Annotated in this window: 21 protein-coding genes and 1 other RNA gene; 13 read left to right on the forward strand and 9 right to left on the reverse strand. The window is 53.2% G+C overall.

Features of this window, described 5'->3' with window-relative positions:
• Window positions 1-19: 19 nt before the first annotated feature.
• Window positions 20-448 carry a hypothetical protein gene (locus KNP67_RS10880; RefSeq protein WP_214756590.1) on the forward strand — a complete coding sequence of 143 codons (429 nt, stop codon included), beginning with the start codon at window positions 20-22 and terminating at the stop codon, window positions 446-448.
• Between the two features lie 54 nt (window positions 449-502).
• On the opposite strand, the gene KNP67_RS10885 is transcribed toward KNP67_RS10880, so the two are convergent.
• From KNP67_RS10885 to KNP67_RS10905, 5 genes are all read right to left on the reverse strand, one after another.
• Window positions 503-1,150 carry an ABC transporter ATP-binding protein gene (locus KNP67_RS10885; RefSeq protein ID WP_035385665.1) on the reverse strand — a complete coding sequence of 216 codons (648 nt, stop codon included), beginning with the start codon at window positions 1,148-1,150 and terminating at the stop codon, window positions 503-505.
• A complete protein-coding gene (locus KNP67_RS10890; RefSeq protein WP_131471188.1) occupies window positions 1,147-2,154 on the reverse strand; it encodes an ABC transporter permease in 1,008 nt (335 codons plus the stop codon). The genes KNP67_RS10885 and KNP67_RS10890 overlap by 4 nt, the downstream gene beginning before the upstream one ends.
• Before the next feature lie 67 nt (window positions 2,155-2,221).
• Window positions 2,222-3,568 (reverse strand): sensor histidine kinase, encoded by a 1,347-nt coding sequence (locus tag KNP67_RS10895; protein WP_131471187.1) that lies wholly within the window; start codon window positions 3,566-3,568, stop codon window positions 2,222-2,224.
• On the reverse strand, window positions 3,565-4,230 hold the full coding sequence (locus KNP67_RS10900) for a response regulator transcription factor (protein ID WP_131471186.1): 666 nt from the start codon (window positions 4,228-4,230) through the stop codon (window positions 3,565-3,567). The genes KNP67_RS10895 and KNP67_RS10900 overlap by 4 nt, the downstream gene beginning before the upstream one ends.
• Window positions 4,231-4,293: 63 nt before the next feature.
• The gene (locus KNP67_RS10905) at window positions 4,294-5,184 is read right to left on the reverse strand and encodes a hypothetical protein (protein WP_131471185.1); all 891 of its coding nucleotides are present in this window, start codon (window positions 5,182-5,184) and stop codon (window positions 4,294-4,296) included.
• A 169-nt stretch (window positions 5,185-5,353) separates the two neighbouring features.
• Here KNP67_RS10905 and KNP67_RS10910 point away from each other — a divergent pair, with 169 nt between their 5' ends.
• Window positions 5,354-5,761: a hypothetical protein gene (locus tag KNP67_RS10910; RefSeq protein WP_131471184.1), complete on the forward strand. Its 408-nt coding sequence runs from the start codon at window positions 5,354-5,356 to the stop codon at window positions 5,759-5,761.
• A 105-nt stretch (window positions 5,762-5,866) separates the two neighbouring features.
• On the forward strand, window positions 5,867-7,321 hold the full coding sequence (locus KNP67_RS10915; protein WP_131471183.1) for a S8 family peptidase: 1,455 nt from the start codon (window positions 5,867-5,869) through the stop codon (window positions 7,319-7,321).
• A gap of 38 nt (window positions 7,322-7,359) precedes the next feature.
• On the opposite strand, the gene KNP67_RS10920 is transcribed toward KNP67_RS10915, so the two are convergent.
• A complete protein-coding gene (locus KNP67_RS10920; RefSeq protein ID WP_021067512.1) occupies window positions 7,360-7,764 on the reverse strand; it encodes a hypothetical protein in 405 nt (134 codons plus the stop codon).
• A 121-nt stretch (window positions 7,765-7,885) separates the two neighbouring features.
• Here KNP67_RS10920 and rnpB point away from each other — a divergent pair.
• From rnpB to KNP67_RS10940, 4 genes are all read left to right on the forward strand, one after another.
• An RNA gene (gene rnpB / locus KNP67_RS10925) (RNase P RNA component class B) lies at window positions 7,886-8,253 on the forward strand.
• Between the two features lie 106 nt (window positions 8,254-8,359).
• On the forward strand, window positions 8,360-9,526 hold the full coding sequence (locus tag KNP67_RS10930) for a THUMP domain-containing class I SAM-dependent RNA methyltransferase (RefSeq protein ID WP_021067511.1): 1,167 nt from the start codon (window positions 8,360-8,362) through the stop codon (window positions 9,524-9,526).
• Window positions 9,527-9,968: 442 nt separating this feature from the next.
• A complete protein-coding gene (locus KNP67_RS10935; RefSeq protein WP_131471182.1) occupies window positions 9,969-10,451 on the forward strand; it encodes a VOC family protein in 483 nt (160 codons plus the stop codon).
• A 21-nt stretch (window positions 10,452-10,472) separates the two neighbouring features.
• Window positions 10,473-10,970: an NUDIX hydrolase gene (locus KNP67_RS10940; protein ID WP_131471181.1), complete on the forward strand. Its 498-nt coding sequence runs from the start codon at window positions 10,473-10,475 to the stop codon at window positions 10,968-10,970.
• Window positions 10,971-11,015: 45 nt separating this feature from the next.
• Here KNP67_RS10940 and KNP67_RS10945 read toward each other — a convergent pair whose 3' ends face one another.
• Window positions 11,016-11,882 (reverse strand): DNA/RNA non-specific endonuclease, encoded by an 867-nt coding sequence (locus tag KNP67_RS10945; RefSeq protein WP_131471180.1) that lies wholly within the window; start codon window positions 11,880-11,882, stop codon window positions 11,016-11,018.
• 256 nt (window positions 11,883-12,138) lie between these two features.
• Between KNP67_RS10945 and KNP67_RS10950 the strand changes: the two genes are divergently transcribed.
• From KNP67_RS10950 to KNP67_RS10975, 6 genes are all read left to right on the forward strand, one after another.
• A complete protein-coding gene (locus tag KNP67_RS10950) occupies window positions 12,139-12,321 on the forward strand; it encodes a hypothetical protein (protein ID WP_021067507.1) in 183 nt (60 codons plus the stop codon).
• 68 nt (window positions 12,322-12,389) lie between these two features.
• A complete protein-coding gene (locus KNP67_RS10955; RefSeq protein ID WP_029595415.1) occupies window positions 12,390-13,295 on the forward strand; it encodes a Gfo/Idh/MocA family protein in 906 nt (301 codons plus the stop codon).
• Window positions 13,296-13,354: 59 nt separating this feature from the next.
• Window positions 13,355-14,773 (forward strand): alanine/glycine:cation symporter family protein, encoded by a 1,419-nt coding sequence (locus KNP67_RS10960; RefSeq protein WP_029595416.1) that lies wholly within the window; start codon window positions 13,355-13,357, stop codon window positions 14,771-14,773.
• A 108-nt stretch (window positions 14,774-14,881) separates the two neighbouring features.
• Window positions 14,882-15,703 (forward strand): YihY/virulence factor BrkB family protein, encoded by an 822-nt coding sequence (locus tag KNP67_RS10965; protein WP_131471179.1) that lies wholly within the window; start codon window positions 14,882-14,884, stop codon window positions 15,701-15,703.
• Between the two features lie 79 nt (window positions 15,704-15,782).
• Window positions 15,783-16,337 (forward strand): hypothetical protein, encoded by a 555-nt coding sequence (locus KNP67_RS10970; RefSeq protein ID WP_029595418.1) that lies wholly within the window; start codon window positions 15,783-15,785, stop codon window positions 16,335-16,337.
• Window positions 16,338-16,420: 83 nt separating this feature from the next.
• Window positions 16,421-16,645, forward strand: a complete 225-nt coding sequence (locus KNP67_RS10975; protein ID WP_021067502.1) for a hypothetical protein — start codon at window positions 16,421-16,423, stop codon at window positions 16,643-16,645.
• A 147-nt stretch (window positions 16,646-16,792) separates the two neighbouring features.
• Here the strand turns inward: KNP67_RS10975 and putP are convergent, their stop codons facing one another.
• Complete coding sequence (gene putP, locus KNP67_RS10980; RefSeq protein WP_029595420.1) at window positions 16,793-18,274, reverse strand: sodium/proline symporter PutP; 1,482 nt, start codon at window positions 18,272-18,274, stop codon at window positions 16,793-16,795.
• A gap of 358 nt (window positions 18,275-18,632) precedes the next feature.
• Entirely contained in the window at window positions 18,633-19,610 is a 978-nt protein-coding gene (locus KNP67_RS10985) for a D-alanyl-D-alanine carboxypeptidase family protein (protein ID WP_035385667.1), read from the reverse strand.
• Between the last annotated feature and the right edge of the window lie 197 nt (window positions 19,611-19,807).

Genomic DNA, 19,807 nt, shown 5'->3' on the forward strand with positions numbered 1-19,807 from the left:
AGTGGGAGGATATGAACCGATGGAGCGACAGGCGATGTATCAATTTTTACAGGCATGTTTGATGGGACAGACGGATTATACGACGACTGAGGGAGTGACGTTCTATCGCGCTCCGACGAGCGGGGAACGGCAACATGGAATCGTCTTGGACGTGTTAATTGACCGCTACTTATGTCAGCCTGGGCAGGCAATCGAATTATCGGTCCCGGACATCGCCGTTTCCATTGACGTGTCGGCCGATGAAATCGTCCGGTCCGTACTCGCACTCGCCCGCATCACTCTCGTCTCGCAACATATCGAGGAGAGATTGATTCGTGTCGTCTCGGCGGGCATCAATGAAGCGGGTCGATTGACGCTCGTCATCGGTTTCAACGCTTGGCTGACGCATCATTTGGGCCATCTATCGGGCGAGTGGGTCGAGCTGCCGGCTCGCGTGCACGCCATGTGACAAACCTTGAACAACAAAAAGGGAAGGCCGCGATGGACGCGGTCTTCCCTTTTTTTAATGTCGGGGCGAGGGTTGAAGCTGACCGTCCTGAAGCAATAGGACCCGGTCGCAGACGTCTAGCATGCGTTCATCGTGAGTGATGACAAGGACTCGACGTCCGTGATTACGCGCCTCAGCGACGAGCAACTCCATGACCCGGCGCCCGTTCTCGAAATCGAGGCTCGCCGTCGGTTCATCGGCCAACAAGAGTCGAGGCCGATTGATGAGGGCTCGGGCAACGGCGACGCGCTGCCGTTCGCCGCCCGACAAGTGCTTCGGCAGTTGATTGAGGCGATGACTCAGACCGAGGACGTCGAGCAGGTGGAGCGGGTCTTGTTTAGATTCGCTTTCGGCCTGGACGAGCTCGAGTTGTTCTCGAACCGTCAAATATGGAACGAGGTGGGCTTGCTGAAATACGAAGCCGATTTCATTCAAGCGAAGCAAGCGTCGTTCTTCTTCACTCGCAGCGAGCAACTCCCGTCCCTCGAGCTCGATGAGCCCAACGTCAGGTCGTTTCAATAAACCAAGAATTTGGAGCAGCGTGCTCTTCCCGCTACCGCTCGGTCCGATGATGCCGATACATTCCCCGGGCTCGACCTGTAAATCGATGCCACGCAAAATGGGTTGTCCGTCATACGTATGGCAAATATTCGTCAATTTCATTGTCCAATTCCTCCTAGCGCGTCGGCGGCGTCAAGCCGGCGCAATTTCCAAAGCGGCAACAATGTCCCGATGAGTGAGAGGGCGGCCATGACCGCACCATATGCGAGCACGTTGCCCAAGTCGAACCGGAACGGGATGGCGTCTGGGACGAACGTGCCGGTGAACCCTGTCAGCACCGTGGCTAGCAGGCTCGCCGTGAGCACCGTGGCCATGACCTGGATGACGAGAGCCGTGCCGATCACACGGGGACGAATCCCGATTGCTTTCAAAATCCCGAGCTCCGGGAGCTTTTGGAGTGTCAACATATAAAAGAAAGCGGTCAAGATGAATGCGCCGATGAACAGCAAGAAGCCGCGCATCATCGTGAATGTGCCTTGTTCTGCCGTATACCCAGGGACGGCCTTAACGACGTCTTGTTTCGTCATCGTAGCGAGTGAGGTGTCAGCCTTCCCGAGCCAGGCCGAGACGTAGGCGGGCTGACCGCTAGCCGTCTGGAACGCTTCCCACGTATCCTGTGTTGCCCAGATGACCGGGGCGTGGCTATAGCGACCGTCCGTCGTCCCGACGATGGTGAATGCATACCCGGACGCAAAATCGCGAACCGTGTCTCCGATTTCGACGTCACCGAGAAAACTTGGGTCGACGAGCACGTCCCCGACAGCGAGGTCAAGCTCGGGCCCGATTGTGGAATCTTTCGGCAGTGTGAATAATGTGGCATCCTGTTTTTTCGTCCCATGGACGAGCGTCATCGATTTGACGCCGAGCGGGGTGAGCGCATCGGGTGTCGGCAGTTCGATGAATGAGCGGGTCAATTGCCCGTCGGCATCATCGGCCAGTTGAAACGACTCGACATCGAGTTCACGCAAGGTGGCCCCGTTATCATAAGCCAGACCGTCCGCGAGTCCGGTGATCAATGTCGACAACAAGACGATAAGTAGCGTGATTACGAAAATGAGCGAAAATTTTCGTTTTTGCCGCCACATCTCTTTTAATCCTAAGTTCATAAAAAAAGCCTCCTTCATAGCGATGAAGGAAGCATAACCGACCAAGATGAACGGAATATGAACATGACTACAACGTGACGTAAAAGACGGTACCCGCCCCGAGCTGAGATTCGACCGTCAACGTGCCGCCGTGAAGGTGGACGATATCTCGGGCGATGGCGAGGCCGAGCCCGGTGCCTCGTCCGGATCGTGAGGCGTCGCCTTTATAGAAACGCTCGAACAGCCGTGCCTTCGTCGCTTCATCCATGCCGACACCAACGTCTTGAATCAAGACGGTCGGGCGTTCGCCTTGATACGCCTTGATGGTGATGAGGCCACCGTCTGCAGAAGCGTGAATCGCGTTCGTCAGCAAGTTGGACCACACTTGTGCCAGCAATAGCGGGTCACCGGTCACGAAGAGCGTCGAATCGAGTTCTGTGGCAACGGCGATCCCTTTCTCGTCGAGTTGGAACGTGTGCCGCCGGATAACATCCTCGATGGACGCACGCACATCGACCGGTGTCGTTAACGACACGTTGGCCTCGTCGAGCCGGGCGAGGAGCAGTAACTGTCTCGTCAGATCGGACAGGCGCGAAGCCTCGTCTCGAATGATGGCGGCATGCGCTTTCGCGTCACCGTCGGTCGTCGCGACGAGTTCCGAGGCGTAGCCTTTGATGGAAGTGAGCGGGGTCTGGAACTCATGGGAGACGCTCGAGACAAACCGTCTGCGCTCGCCTTCCGATTTTTCAAGCGAGTCGACCATATCGTTGAAGCGACGGGAGAGCGTGCCAATCTCATCGTTGCGCTCGAGCGGGAGGTCGCTCGGCCGACCCCCGGATGCGACCGAATCGGTCGCAGCGGTCAACGTCCGCAACGGGCGGACGAGTTGACTCGTCGACAAGGCAATCAAGATGAAGGCGAGCCCGGTCAACAAGGCGAAGAACAACCCGACGAATAAATGCAGCTCGCGGATTTGGGCACTCAGATCGGGACGGATGAAGACGGCATCCTCACCATCGATGCTAAACCCATACGTATTGACGACCTCGTTGTCGAACAGTCCGAGCAAAAACAAGTGGAACGGATAGGTGTGCATCCCGTCGTAGGTTTCACCGGACCGGACGGAGGCGATGACGTCGGTGTCGAGCCGCTCATCCCGGAACGCTCCGCCATAGCGTTCAATCGTATCGTCCGGTCGTACGACGAACAACTGATAGCCGGTCTGAGCGAGCAGTGTATAAAATGTGGACGTCTCACCATCGGTATGGGCCTCGAAGTACACTTTCGCGGCCTCAGCCGTCTGTTCGGTCTTGTCGCTATAGGACGGTTGCCACCACACGTAGTAGGCGACGTTGCTGACGAGCAGGGCGATAGCACCCGACAACAATAAAATCATAAACACGGTCAAGACGATTCGCGTGTATAACGTCTTCATGGCGTCACCTCGAGCGTATACCCGACGCCTCGCACCGTCCGAATCATGTTGCCTTCGTCACGGAGGCGACCGCGTAATCGCTTGATGTGGACGTCGATCGTCCGGTCGTCGCCTTCGAACTCGAGGCCCCATACTTGCTCAATCAATTCATCACGGGTGAACACACGACTTGGAAACGCAGCCAACTGATAGAGCAGCTCGAACTCTTTTTTCGGCAAGTGGATCGTCTCCTCATGAAGTTCGAGCCGATAATCACGCAAGTCGAGTTTGAGCGGTCCGGCAGTGACGACCGTGGCCGCATTCTTGGCGTAACGTTTCGCGACGGCTTGGAGCCGGAAGAGCAGTTCTTCTGGAATGAACGGTTTCGTCATGTAATCGTCGGCCCCGTGCTCGAAACCGCTCCGTTTCTCCTCCCATTCCCCGAGGGCGGTCAATAGGATGACCGGAATATCCGTCAATCGTTTCAGCCGGGAACAGAGCGTTCGCCCGTCTTGGCCCGGCAACAGGATGTCAATCACGGCAGCATCTGCAGGTCGCTCTAAAAACAGTCGCTCGGCGACGTTTCCGTCCATGGCCGTGGTGACGGTGTGACCGGCCCGCTGTAACGTCGTTTCAATCAGATGCAGGATGGCCAGGTCGTCTTCAACAATCAGTACGTGCATGACTCTCTTCCTTTCTCATGAAGGACATCGAAAACAGGTGACCCATGTCAGGTCACCTGGCCGTTATGTCGCTTTGGTCAGTTCTTTGTGTAGCGCCCGGAGCGCCCGCAGGAAGGCATCTTTGAAGTACTTGTCTTCTTGGGCCTCGAGCGTCTCGAGCGCGGTCGTATCGCCCGCGCTCGCTTTGACGAGCAGGTTGACGACCGTTCCCCAGCGCTTGACATGCTCGGGCTTCGGATGGTTCATCGCAACGGTCAACGTGAACCAATACGGTTGGTCCCGACGCTGCAACGTGGCAATCATCTGCTTGGCCGTCTGTGCCTCCGCCTCGGACGGTAACGTGGCCGTCGCGAACCAGCCGAGCAGTCCGGCACTCATTGCCTCGAGTCGCGCCTTGGCTTCTGACTCGATCGGCTCACGTCCGAATTCGGAGATATTGACGAAGACGAGACGGTCCTTGCGGTCGAGGTGGGTGATCCATCCTTTGACCGTCTTGAGCTTGTCTTTGTCTTTCGACTGGGCTTTGACCGTGTAACCGTTCAGTTTGCCGATGTAAATTCGGAACTGGCCACGGTCGAGTTGCTTATCGACTTTGAACTCGATGTCCTGACCGACCGTGAACGGTTGGTTCTGTTTGTTGAGCGTCTCGCCTTTTTTCAGTTCCGGACGTCGGACGATGTAGCGGAGCGCTTCTTGTTCGGTCTTGTCGTCGAGCGTCCACAGATTGTTCGGTGTGACATTTTTAAAGCGATGCCGGCGGACGAAGATGTATTGATCGAGCGCCTCGACGGCGTCGGTGACGGAATTTTTTCCACTCAAATAATCATCGGCGATATCTCTTAGCGTGATTGATTCGAGCCGGTCGATATGCCCGACGTATGGGACGTGTCCGACGACGAACAGGGCGGTGGCAATCAATTCACTCTCGCGAGGGGTCAGAGGACGTTTGGCCATGTTGCACTTCCTTTCTTGCATTCATATCATTTAGTATACCAAAAACAAATTTCGACATGTTGTATGAATCAACCAGATGGAAAATTTTACAGGCATACAGGATTTCGTGGATTGATTGCGAATACTTGAATATGATAGAGCTATGCGGATGTTGAGATGAGGTGATGAGATGAAGCTATCGATAGAACCGGGGGATTATGTCGTGTTGATTGAAATCAACAAGGAAGTATTGAAATGTACGTCCCTCGATCAGGCCGACTATGTCGACCGAGACCGCTATGAACTGGTCGGCCGGATGAGTGAACGGCTCCCGGCCGAGGTGATCGTCCCTTCTATCATCGACTATATTCGGTTCGGTAGTGGATATATCGGCGACAATATCGTCTGGGACACAGAGACGGAATCGTTTTTCTGTCAACAGTTCGAGACGATTGATGGATCTCCGCTCGGTGAGGACCTCGACGGATTTACACCCGATCCGTATCGGACGGAACTGGCGCGTTATTATACGTATTTGACCATCGGAAAGATTGTCGACTATGAGATGGATGAGCCTGACGAACCGAACTATTGGTGAGCGTCGAAAAAATGTCACAATCTATTTTTCGAAAAAAAGGGAAATTGATTCCGTAACTTGAGATAATGGGGGCATCTTAGGAAGTTTGGAATGGAGCGGTAGGCGATGAAAAAAATGATGCTTGTGGCGGCGCTCGCGCTGCTCATGCCTGCATCGGTGGACGCGGCGAAACCGGTTGTATTGGAGAAACACGGTTACATCGTGGCCGAGCCGAGGGTCGGGAACCAATACTATATCAAGCAAACAGGCACCGATTTGGCGTGGAACACGACGCGCGGCGCTTCAGACATCGTGATCGCTTTAATCGATTCGTCGGCCGATCGTCGGCATAAAGAACTATACAAGGTCCCTCGTGTCGTCAATTCGATGAAAGGGCCTTACAGCGTCGATTATCATGGGACGCATACGGCCGGCATCATGTCTGGCCGTCACAACAAGTTCGGGATGGCCGGACTTGCTCCGAACGTACGCTATCATTTTTATAACGTCTTCTACGGTAAAAACTCGGAGTACACGGATTCTTGGACCGTCGCCAAAGCGGTCGATACGGCGGTGGCGAAAGGGGCGAACATCATCAACCTGTCGCTCGGCGGGCAAGATTACGATCAAGTCCTCGCCGATTCGATTCGCCGGGCCCGGGCCAAAGGGGTCATCATCGTCGCCTCGGCAGGAAACGACGGGGAGAAGACCGTCTCGTTCCCGGCCAATATGAAAGAAGTCATCGCGGTCGGGGCGATTGACGCGAACCGTCGCGTCGCCGGTTTCAGCAATATGGCCGCTCAAGTCAAAATCGTCGCCCCCGGGGTGAACATTTTGTCGCTCGGCCTGAATAACGGCTTCGTCTATATGGACGGGACGTCGATGGCCGCGCCGATGGTGTCGTCGGGTCTCGCGCTCGTCAAATCGGTCAATCCGTTTTTGACACCGGCCGATGTGGACGCCTTGATTCAAAAGATGCCACGGGCGAGCGGCAAGATTTATACGGAGCTGAACACGAAGCGGCTCCTCGATGCGACACCGCGTCCCGTGACGCTCTCGGTGCCGTCGACGCTCAAGAGCCGTTACGTCAAAGAAGCGAAACTGACGGTCATGAAAAAACCGAATTTGAAAACGACGTATACGTTATATCAAGGTACCCGTAAAGTGAAGACGCTGTCGGCAGGGAATTCGATGTTCACGATGTATGCCGGCGGCGATTGGCTACCGAGTGGCTCGTACAAACTCCAAGCCGTCGTCACGGATGGGAAACATAAACGTACGGCCAGTCGGTCCTTCAAATACGTGAATCCCGTCAAGCCGGCGGTTGCGGTCAAAGCGTCCGACGGAGGCACGTTCGAATTGGCGACGACGCGAAAAGGGGTCGTCACCGTACTCGATGCGAACAAAAAAATCGTCTATGAGGCGCTTCACGTACCGGGCAAGTTCCCGGTCCGGAGCGACACGGGAGCTGCGTACACGGTCGTCTTGAAACCGACCGACGTCTCTGAGAAAGTGGTGACGGTCAAGTATGCGCCGCAACCGGTCCAAGCCGAGACGGACAAATCGGCGGAATCGACATGAAAAACACCCGGAGCCAGCGCTTGGCTCCGGGTGTTGATTTATGCTTTCGTGATGGCTTCACCGCTCCAACGAATGTTCGCTTCTAAGACGTTGCCGTTGTCGTCGATATGTTCAAAACTCAGTTTCCCGTCGACAATAATCTCACAGAGACCGACACGGACATCCTCGCTCCATGCGCGACGTGTCTGAGTCGACGCGTCGAACGTCGGAATCGATTCAGGAAAACGTTCCTGTAAGTGGGCCAAGTTATGATGGTCGAAGTGATACGGACGTTTGGACAGTTCATTCGGTGCTTTAATGTCAAACGGCTCGAATCCTCGGACGAGTCGATTATTCCGGTAGAAGGCGAACACGCCGTTGTTTGGGTGGAGCGCTTTAATGTCATCGATTTCAATCACATAGGTCAGTCGTTGAATCCAACCGTTTTTTGCATCTTGACGCATCAAAATCCCTCCTTGTTCAATGGAACACGCCTTATTTTAGCGCTGACGCCGGTGAAAATCAAGTTCAGGTTCTCGGTTGTCATTTCACGGGTTATCCGCTACAATGGGTAAAGTGACTATGAGGTCTGGGCAATCGCGGGACGCAAGTCTTGAGGAAAGTCCATGCTCGCACAGCCTGTGATGGCTGTAGTGATCGTGCTACACGAAAAGATAAGTGTAGGCAACGCAAGTTGACGGCAGAAGAAGCACCTAAGTCCTCGGATATGGTGCAAGCTTCTTGAAAGTGCCACAGTGACGGAGTCTGATCGGAAACGTTCAGAGTGGAACGAGGTAAACCCCACGAGCGAGAAACCCAAACTATGGTAGGGGAACTTCCTGACTGGAACCGAACGGGACGGAAGGCGCCAATCGGCGCAGATAGATGATTGTCACTCCATCGTGCCAGGGAGACCGTTATGAGCACCGGAGTACAGAACATGGCTTACAGGGCAGCATAGTCTCTCATTTAACATTGACCAGGAGTTCAAGCAATCCTACTTGAGCTCCTTTTTACATGACCATTTTAGGAGTAACACTTATAGAAAGTAGGGATAGTATGGCAAAACGAAAACTGATTGCCACCGCAGCGATGGGCATCGAAGCACTCGTCGCCAAAGAAGTGCGCGACCTCGGCTACACGTGTGAGGTCGAGAACGGACGCGTCTATATCGACGCAGAAATGGAAGACATTCCGCGATTGAACCTATGGCTCCGGACGGCAGACCGCGTCAAGCTCGTCGTCGCCGAGTTCAAAGCGACGACGTTCACGGAACTGTTTGACGGTGTCGTCGAACTGCCTTGGACGGATCTCATGCCGTGGGACGCTCGATTCATCGTCGACGGCCGCTCGGTCAAGTCGAAGTTGTTCTCGATCCGCGACTGTCAGAAAATCACGGAGAAGGCGATTGTCGACGCGATGCAACGCGGATACGATAAGCCGGGCGAGTGGCTGCCGAAGACGGGCGCCTACTATCCGATTGAAGTCGCCTTGTTGAAAGATGTGGCGACGATCACAATCGACACGTCAGGTGACGCGCTTCACCGTCGTGGTTACCGTGAGCTCCACTCACAGGCACCGCTCAAAGAGACGATGGCTGCGGCAATGATTCAGCTGACGAACTGGAAGCCGGACATGCCGTTCTACGACGTTTTCACCGGCTCAGGGACGCTCGCCATCGAGGCGGCGCTCATCGGTCGTAACATCGCGCCTGGTCTCAACCGTGAGTTCTGTTCACAAGACTGGCCGTGCGTACCGAAGAAAGCCTGGTATGATGCGATCAATGAAGCGAACGAGAAAGCGGAATGGGACAAACCGCTCAAAATCTACGGCATCGACCTCGACCCACGCATGGTCAAGCTCGCCAAGGATAACGCCGAGCTTGCCGACGTCCGTGACGCCATCACGTTCGTCCATAGTGACGCGGCTGCCTTGAAGCCGAAAGAAGAGTACGGTGTCATCATCGGCAACCCGCCATACGGCGAACGGTTGCAGACCGAAGAAGAGATTATCGACCTGTACGAGCGGATCGGCCAGCAGTTCGCCAAATATCCGGGCTATAGCGTCTATATGTTGACGAGCTATGAGGATTTCGAGAAAGCGTATGGCCGTCCGGCGACGAAACGCCGTAAGCTGTACAACGGGAATATCGAGACGCAATACTACCAGTTCTTCGGTAAACGTCCGCCGAGACGTTCAGCTGAGCCGACTTCTGATACGAAATAAGTCTTCATTGCACACACATTGCACACTTTTTGTTTGTGATACTGAAGACAAGCGAAAACTGCTCCTAGGAGCAGTTTTTTTGCTTGCCGTGGTTTTTTTCGCCCTTGTAGGTGACGGAATGAATGTATGTGCAAGATAGTCGGACCAGTCCTCATAAATGGGCATGGCCCGTCCTAAGTCCGTCTGTTCAAGAATCGATTGCGCGTTCTTCTTGTCTTTCTAATACGTGACGACGAGACGTTCGAATAGCCTCCCTGGAGTCGGACGGCAGTGAAGGGCCATACAAGTTTTTAAACATTGCGTAATCGCATCCTGTAACACATTACATCACTCACTTTCCTATACATCGCTCTACCGTTCAACATTCAAGCTATTATAACTTACATTTCCATATATAAGGATTATACTCATAATATGGCAAAGATAGGGAGATGAAGAATGGATGATAAGAGGTATATATGAGGCACACTTGCCGGTAAGTGATTTGACGGTGTCGATTCCGTTTTATGAAAAACTCGGAATGAAGCTGGCCTTCCAAAACGAGTCCTGGGCGTTTCTATGGATCATCGAAGGAGAGAGTTGGCTCGGTTTGTGGGAGAGCGATCGCGTCGAGGTGCCGTACCATCCATCGATTCGTCATGTGGCGTTTCGAATCGACCCCGAAAGCCTTGAAACGGTGAAGAAGTGGCTCAATGAACGGGATATCGAAGTACGGACCGCATTCAAGATGACGCCTGCAGAACAGCCGTTAGTCCTGCCGAACTTCCCGCACGCACATGCCGCTATCTATTTCGACGATCCGGACGGGAATTCGCTCGAACTGATCACGTTTCTTGAGACGGACCCGACCGCTGCGTTTCAAATGATGTCTTTAGCTAACTGGTCAGAAGAGAAGCGGATGCAAGGGTCACAACATACTGAATGAGACAAGGCAGGGGGTAGGGCGATGTATGGGTATACGTTATGTCTATTGAAATCAGAAAATGAAGTCTTACTGTTGAATCGTGAGAAGTCGCCAGCGATGGGACTATGGAACGGCGTAGGTGGGAAAATCGAGTCGGGCGAGACGGTTGAAGCGTCGGTCTGTCGAGAAGTATTCGAAGAGACCGGATATAAGATTGAGCATCCTCTGTATAAAGGGGAGGTCATCCTGCACGGAGAACAGCAGGTCGGGATGCATCTGTTCGTCGTGGAAGTCACGAAACATGAAGCCGCTGACAAGGTACAGAGGACACGTGAAGGGATTTTGGAATGGAAGCGAATCGACTGGGTGCTTCATCCTGACAATATGGGAATCATCAGCAACTTGAAGCAGTATTTACAGCCGATGCTAGACCATCCTATGCCTCGGCGCCATACGTTCCGTTATAACGGGCATGAGTTGTTGACGTACACGCACGACCAACTGGATGAAGCTTCAAGCATTGTACATAAAACGAGATGATTGGCCCCATCGGCCAACCATCTCGTTTTTGATTCAGATATTGGATCACTCGCCAACCATCCCGTCGCCATCGTTATCGCGCATGTGCGGATAGAGCCAATGGTCGCTCGTGATCGGCATGGTGAAGCCGGCGTCCTTTGCCTCTTGAATCGTCACTTGGCCGTTGCCGTTCGTATCGACGCGCGTGAGGTCACCGCTTGCTTCGGTGGCCGATGGTGCGCTCTCCGTCAATCCAAGTTCTTCATTCACCTCATCCGGGTTGACGTTGTCGAACGAGTCGGTAACGACATTCCCTTTGACAGTGTATGTGTACTCATAGTGTGAAGGGATATGAGTATTCGTATCCGGATATGTGATGAGCGCCTCGAAGTCGGTCGCGCCGCCTGCGCTCCGGATCACGCTCTCCATATACGCCTGGTCGCCGTGGCGATTGAGCGTGCTGTTTTGGGGCGTGATGTTGAAGGCGTTCGAGACGCCGCCGAGCGAATCGGCGATGACGTGCCCTTCGTCGAGGTCGCGGTGTTCGACCCCAGACACTTTCGCCTCGTCAGCGTAGTATCGCCCATCCGACGTCACGTCTTCTCGGTCGTCATCCTGCAGCACAATCTCGTCCGCAATCACTTTCACGAGTTGACCGTGCTCGTTCGTGAACGCCCAATATTCGCGGTCGCCGTATCCGATATCGACGACGACATTACTCTCGCGTTCACCTGACAAATCTCCACCCTCGACTTCGATCATGTCATAACCGGTGAAGCGGTCCTCTGTCTGCGGTTCGGGTGGCGCCGTCGTCTCGACGGCGGACTGTTCTGGGGTGTCCGTCACCGTGGTGGTCCCGGCTTCTTCGCTCGTACAACCTGCCAATAGCAGAATCGAGAGCGGGAATGCTAAATAAGTAATGTTTAATTTCATTTCAAGTCTCCTATGTGTGAGGCATACTTGTTCATTCTAGGAATCTTCGACACGATTGACAAGCAATCGGATTGGGACGTGTTTCGGTCGTGCTTGTCATAAACGAGCCAGAAATTGTCACGATTCGATGACGCGCCTCCGTTGGGACTAGTGGTACAATGGATGGGAACGGTCCGGCGGTCGAGCGGGTTATGGCGTTTCAATCGTTTCGTTTCAGGCTATACATACGTATACATCGCTTGAGAGGAGACGTATCATGCAGACATATACCATCGAATATGCGTTCCAGGACAAAGAGCAGACGACGCGGACGTGTGAGGTCGTTCTCGACCGGACGCCCGATTTACATGATAACGAGCAATTGGCCGACTTGTATCAAATCGTGTCAGATGCGATTCGTAAACCGATTACCAGTTTTGAAATTGTAGCGGTCCATTAAACGAACCTTTGACCCCGGGCACACGCCTTGGGGTTTTGTTCAGTCTTAGGAAGAGGAGAGATGTACACATGAAGATTGTCGTTGTTGGGTTAGGGGACGTCGCGAAGAAGGCGTATTTGCCGGTCTATGCCGGTTTAGAAGGGGTCGACGTTTATCTCGTCTCGAGAGACGCGGCGAAAGCGGGTCAACTCGTCGAGAAGTATCGTTTTGCCGGTCAGTATGCATCACTCGAAGACGTCCCGTTCGAGATGATGGACGGTGCGTTGATTCACTCGACGACATCGGTCCATGCCGACCAGGTCGGTTACGTGCTCGCGCAAGGTGTGCCCGTCTTCATCGATAAGCCGGTCACGTTCATGCTCGAGGACACGGAGCGGCTCGTACGCCTCGCTGCCGAGCAGGGCGTCGAGCTCATCACCGGGTTCAACCGCCGTTTCGCGACGGCGACGGCTGCCTTAAAAGAAGTGTCCGACCCGAATCTGATTTTGATTCAAAAGAATCGGACGTATCAACCGGCGACGCTGCGTGAGTTCATCATCGAAGACTTCGTCCACGTCGTCGATACGCTCCGCTATTTGACAGGGCTCGCCCCTGTCGAGAATTTGGCCGTGCGGACGCGCCATGAGGCCGGGACGTTGAAACAGCTCCAGATTCAATTCACGGCCGGAGGGGTCGAAGCGATCGGCATCATGAACCGGGACAACGGCTGTACGGAAGAAGTGATGGAAGTGATGTCGCCTCGTCTGAAGCGGGTGTCGCGCGACGTTGAGCGTGTGTATGATTTCACCCGTGACGGCATGCTCGAGCGGGCACTGAATCCGTGGGAGTCGAATTTGACGCGTCGCGGCTTCACGACCATGCTCGACGAGTTCCTGAAGCTCCTCGCAGGTGAACCGAATGACTCGGTGCGGGCAGAGGACAGTTTGACGACGCACGCGCTCTGTGAGCGCATACTAGAGGAGGCTTCGCGTTGACCGTGTCGTTTCTGTGGCCCATCGGGCGGGTATTAACTCCGTAAAAGGAGGGGATGCGCATGGATATTCGTGAGCTCGTCATGCAGGTGAACGACCTGTTATGGACGTACGTACTCATTTTCGTTTTGATTGCCGGAGGGTTGTATTTCACCATCCGGATGGGATTCGTCCAGTTCCGCATGTTGCCGGAGATGTTCAAGTTGCTGTTCGTCAAAGGAATCAAACACGAGAAAGGGCAAGTTTCATCGTTCCAGGCGTTCGCCATCGGAACGGCCGCACGGGTTGGGACAGGGAATATCGCTGGCGTCTCGACGGCCATCGCACTCGGTGGACCGGGCGCCGTTTTCTGGATGTGGCTCATCGCCTTGATCGGTTCGGCTTCTGCCTTCGTCGAGAGCACGCTCGCCCAAGTGTATAAAGTGCACGACGGGAAGGCGTGGCGCGGTGGACCCGCCTACTATATCGAGCGGGCACTCGGTCAACGGTGGCTCGGCATCGTGTTTGCGATTTTAATCACGTTCGCGTTTGGCTTCGCGTTCAACTCGGTACAGGCCAATACGATTGCTTTATCAATCAATAACGTCTTCGAAGTCGATACGCTCTGGGTCGGCATCGTCTTGGCTCTCGTGACGGCCGTCGTCATCTTCGGCGGGATTCGCTCGATTTCAACGTTGTCGGGGATTATCGTCCCGATTATGGCCGGCGGCTATATCCTGCTCGCCCTCTGGGTCGTGTTCACAAACCTAGAGGCCATCCCGGCCGTAATTTCAGCCATCTTCTCAGAAGGGATTCTCGGCTTCCGACAACTGCTCGGCGGTGCAGTCGGTGCGGCCGTCCTGCAAGGGATTCGCCGCGGCTTGTTCTCGAACGAGGCGGGGATGGGGTCGGCACCGAATGCGGCCGCGACCGCGGAGGTCAGCCACCCGGTCAAACAAGGCTTGATTCAATCGCTCAGCGTCTTCGTCGATACGCTCTTTATCTGTACGGCGACGGCGATGATTGTCCTCATCTCGGGAGTTCCGGGTTCAGAGGACTTCCAAGGCATCGAGTTGGCGCAAGAGGCGCTCTTGACAGAGATTGGGCCGCTCGCGACGACACTCATGACGATTGCCATCCTATTGTTCGCGTTCAGTTCGATTTTGGCGAATTACTATTATGGGGAAACGAACATCGAGTTCATCTCCGAACGAAAAGTGTATCTGGTCATCTACCGGATTGCGGTCGTCGGGATGGTCTTGTTCGGCTCGGTTCGATCGGCGGGGTTGGTCTGGTCGATCGCCGATATCTTTATGGGCTTGATGGCGCTCGTCAATATGTATGCCATCTTCCGACTCAGTAAGGTCGCCAAAGCTTTGCTCGACGATTATGTGGCGCAGAAGCGAGCCGGACGTGATCCGGTGTTCAATCGTGATGATGTGGATTTACCTGGTAAAGAACATGTCGAGGCGTGGGAAGAGAAACGAGAGAACATCAGTTAAGATCGGGGCAAGAATCGGACGCGTCGCGCCATTCTTGCCTTTCCTTTATCGTATTTCTTATTTCAAATACCGCATTTATTTAATAAATTATAGAAAAGAGTGCACGAAATGATACAACCATTCCTTCATACATTCAAACGATTTTTTGCCGAACGATTTTTCGACCAAGCCGCCATGTTGGCCTATTATTTCATCTTATCGACGTTCCCGTTCTTACTGTTCGTCCTCGGGATCGTCGGGTGGCTGCCGTTCTCGAGCGGGGACGTGATTTCCGCGCTCGCCCTGGTCATGCCTGAAGCCAGTTATCGGTTGCTGGAAGGGAACATCGAGGCGATTTTTGATGATTCACGGTTGCGGATTGCCTCACTCAGCATCTTGCCGGCGCTCTGGATCTCATCGATGGCGGTCCAATCGCTCGTCCGGTCGCTCAATGACGCCTATCGCCTGATTCGGAACAAGGCGTTCTGGCGGGGCGTGTTGCAAGACATCGCCGTGACGCTCGCGCTTATGTTCGTCTTGCCGTTCTCGCTACTGATCCCGGTCATCGAGACCGCGCTTCGGGAGTTGGCGACGCATATCATCTTTATCGACGACATCGTCGAGCGCTATGCGCAAATCTGGTTCTATTTCCGCTGGATCGTGGGTACGCTCGTCCTGTTCAGCGTTTTCTTGCTCGTCTATAAGTGGTTGCCGAGCCATCGCGGCACGTTCCGCGACAGTTGGGCCGGGGCGGCGTTTGCTACCATCGGCATCTTGACAGTTTCGAACGTGTTCAGCTACTATTCACAGTATGCAAACTATGAACAGTTTTACGGTCAACTCGGTGCTTTCATCATCTTGCTGATCTGGTTCTATTTGGCGGCCTCGGTCATCCTTCTCGGGGGGCTGTTGAACGCCACGCTTATCGAACGAAAAGAAATATCCGGTTGACGTGTAAATGCTTGTTATCATTCTTTGATTCAGGGAATGATACGGTTAAGGTCACATCTTTTAATCGGAGGTGGGAAACATGGATATGCAACGGCTCGTACACAATCGTCGTTTCATCGATCAAACATTGTTTTACCTCGCCTTACAATTATGGAAGTGGGTTATGTTACTACCGGTCTTGTTCTATCTAGACGTTTCGATGAGCAGTGCCCCGTTTTCCCAGTATGTGGCGGTCAGTCTGTTGCTGTATGTGGCGTTTCGTGTCATGCAGTACGTGATTGCCAGCCGGGCTTCGTTGATGGAGTTACTCGAATTCGGCTATGCGGTGCTATCGCTCGTCCTCGTTTTCTCCTTACTGCTTGAACTCTCAGCATCGCCAGGAGCCATTGCCTTTGTGCTCGGTGTGTTCTTGGTCCATCCATCGCTCGCCTTGCACCATTACCGTGACTTCACAGAACGGAAGTGGTTGAACAAGCAGTTCCAATTGTTCAGTCCGATGCTTCGAAAAGGTGAGATTCCGGTTCACGTGCTCGTGTTGACAGAGGATGAGATTATCATCACGGCAGAGAGTGGAAAAGAGTACACGTATCGGCATATCTACTGGGGCGGATTCTATATCGAAAATGTCTCATGAAGGTGGTCTAATCATTGAATAGTGTGATTGTAATGGTATTTTGGATAGTAACATTTATTGTGTTCTTCAAAGGGGCGTTCGATATGTGGCGAGAATGGCGTGCCACGAGACAGCGCTCGGTTCTATATTTCTTTATCGTCTTGTTGCTCACTTGGTTCTGGTTCAACCCTTACCAGCTGACGGCGCTCCATCCGTTCGTCTTGATGGCGTATTATTGGAACCGGAACCGTCGGATGCGCAACGCGATGCTCGTGCTCGTCCTCGTGCCATTCTTCATTCAACTTTGGTTCATGGCGAGAGCGATGTAATTTATTCAGACCACAGACAAGATGTCTGTGGTTTTTTCTTTAATCCTTTGTCACGGCCATTTATAAAACAAGCCGCGTTAGAGTAAGGATACGCGACCGTGCGCAACAAAAAAACGCGAGCCGTTCGGCCCGCGTTTTTGATTAATGTTATTCTTTTTTCGCAACGGCGAGTTCAGCTTCCATTTCACTGAATTCACGGTTGATCCGTTTCTGCTCACGTTGGCTCGTGAACGTGCTGACGAGCACGATAGCAAGCATACTGAGGAAGAAGCCTGGTACCATCTCATAGATGACGGCCGAGAGTCCAGTCACGATCCAAAGGATGACCGTGATGGCACCGACGAGGATACCGGCAAGTGCACCTTGGCGCGTCATCTTGTTCCAGTAAAGCGACAAGAGAATCGCTGGACCGAACGCTGAACCGAATCCGGCCCACGCATAACCGACGAGCGTCAAAATCGTGTTCGACGGGCTGAGCGACATGAGTGTCGCGACAAGTCCGACCGTTAGGACACCGATTCGACCGGCGAGGACCATTGTTTTCTCACTGGCATCTTTATTGAAGAACTTACGATAGAAGTCTTCTGTCAATGCCGACGATGTCACGAGAAGCTGTGACGAAACTGTCGACATGACCGCTGCCAAAATCGCAGCAAGCAAGAATCCAGTGATGAACGGGTGGAACAACACTTCTGAGAAGCGGATGAACACTGTCTCCGGGTCAGCGAGAGGATTCCCTTGACCACGGAAATAGGCGATTCCGACAAGTCCCGTCATGACAGCACCGATGATTGAGACTGTCATCCAGCCCATACCGATGCGACGTGCCGTTTTCAATGATTTCACATCACGAATCGCCATAAAGCGGACGATGATGTGTGGCTGACCGAAGTACCCAAGTCCCCAAGCGAGGAGACCGATAATTCCGAGCGTCGACGTTCCTTCAAACAGGTCGAACAATTCGGTATTGATTGTGGTAGCCGTATCGACGGCGTTTGATACACCACCGACGTCCGTCAAGGCGACGACTGGGACAAGGACGAGAGCGAGGAACATGATGACACCTTGCGCAAAGTCCGTCCAACTGACGGCTGTGAAACCGCCGAACAGTGTATATAGTGCGACGACGCTAATCGTCACGATGACACCTGTCTGATAGTCGAGCCCGAATGAGCTTTCAAACAACTTCCCGCCAGAGACAAGTCCGGCTGACGTATAGAACGTGAAGAAGATGATGATGACGGATGCAGACAGGATCCGTAGCCAGTTCGAGTGATCTCGGAACCGATTCTCTAAAAAGTCAGGAATCGTGATCGAGTCATTTGCCATCTCTGTGAAGACACGTAGACGGGGAGCGACTAACAAGTAGTTCAAGTAAGCTCCGATGACCAATCCAACGGCTAACCAAATCGCTGATAATCCCGTGGCATACATTGCACCCGGAAGTCCCATTAACATCCAACCACTCATATCCGAAGCTCCGGCTGACATGGCGGTAACACCTGGCCCCATCTTGCGGCCACCTAACATATAATCTGATGAATCGGTTGTCCGTTTATAAGCGACGTATCCGATGAGGAGCATCATCACGAGGTAAAGCGCGATGGATACCCATTCTTGCCATAACATTTGATTACCTCCTGTTTGCCTTCAATTGTGTCGATTCAATCAATCACGGTTCAATCATGTGTGTGTCTCACACAAATGAGTCAAACTTGAATGACTAGGCGAACTTGTGACTAACCATAACGGACCACGGAAATCATTGCAAACTGTCATCTTTTCATGAAAACGGCTCTAAAGCGCATAGTATCAACGGGTGAGCGCAACATTTTTCATGATTAAAGTTTAAATGTTCTGACAATTAGTTATGCGTGTGACACTTTTGTGTCATCTGTTTGTCATATAATTCGTCATATTTTATGTCTTTAAACGCAAACGACGGCTTCTCCCTTTACAGAGAGAAACCGTCGTTTGATTGCTTAAATCACTCGGTGGTGAGATTGAACGCGATTTTTTCGACAGAACGCATCGTCGGGAACGTCTGCCCGGATTTGGCTTGCATCGTCACCAAGGCATATTGTTTCCCATCCCGCTCCATCAAGAACACCATCGTATAGCCCGATTCGTCGGTATAGCCGGTCTTGGTCGCTGTGACGAGTTTCGAGTAATGGATACTCCGTTCATTGACGGCAGATCCGAGATGATACCACCAGCGTCGCTTTTGATTTCCAGCAGCGTCTTTAAACTTTGCCTCATATTCATACGTCCCGGCAATCTCGACGAGTTCAGGATAAGTGCCGAACGCATACGTGATGCGAGCCATGTCGAGCGCGGTCGTATAATGATTCGGGTCGGAGTAGCCATGGGCATTCCGGAACTGGGTCCCGGTCAGTCCGAGCACTTGGGCGCGTGCGTTCATCAGTTCGACGAACTCATTCGTCGAGCCGCTCACGTATTCGGCTAGACTATTGGCCGCGTCATTTCCTGATTCGAGCAATGTCGCGTACAAGGCCTGGCGAACGGTCAAGCGGTCACCGACCGCGAGGTGGACGATATGGCTGTCCCATGGGATATCTAAAGTAGATTTTTTGACGATGACCACGTTTTGATCGAGTTCTTTCTCGGCGACGGCCTTCTCATAAGCGAGAAGTGCGGTCATCAGTTTGGTCGTACTGGCCGGGAAGACGCGGTCCGCACCATTCTTGTCAATCAGCACCTGGCCATCTGTTAAATTGACGAAAGCCATCGATCCGACGAGAAGTTCGGCCGTGTCGGGCGACACGAGCGGTTGCGTCGTCCATGGTTTGATTGGAATCTCGGGGAACGACGGTCCTTGTTTGACCGGTACGGCGGCCGCGGCCGGCGCAACAGGTTTCGGTTCTACTTCTTGTTTAAAGCCGATCAATGCAGGGATGATGGCAAGTAATCCAATCATGGCGAGGCCGACAAAGAGTCGCCTCATGATGAACGTGTTTCTTCGATGTCTGCGGTTTCGTTTCACTAGATAATCGCTCCTTCATTGTTTACTTTTCTACCATAATGGATGAGGCCTCCTGAAATCGTCTTCAAAATCAAGAATCAGGTCAATAATTGAGGCGTATGAAATGAATCGGAAGGGGTATACACAGTAACAGACACTTATCTTATTAGAGGAGGTAC

The sequence above is a fragment of the Exiguobacterium sp. s157 genome, assembly GCF_018618205.1.
GTDB lineage: Bacteria > Bacillota > Bacilli > Exiguobacteriales > Exiguobacteriaceae > Exiguobacterium > Exiguobacterium chiriqhucha.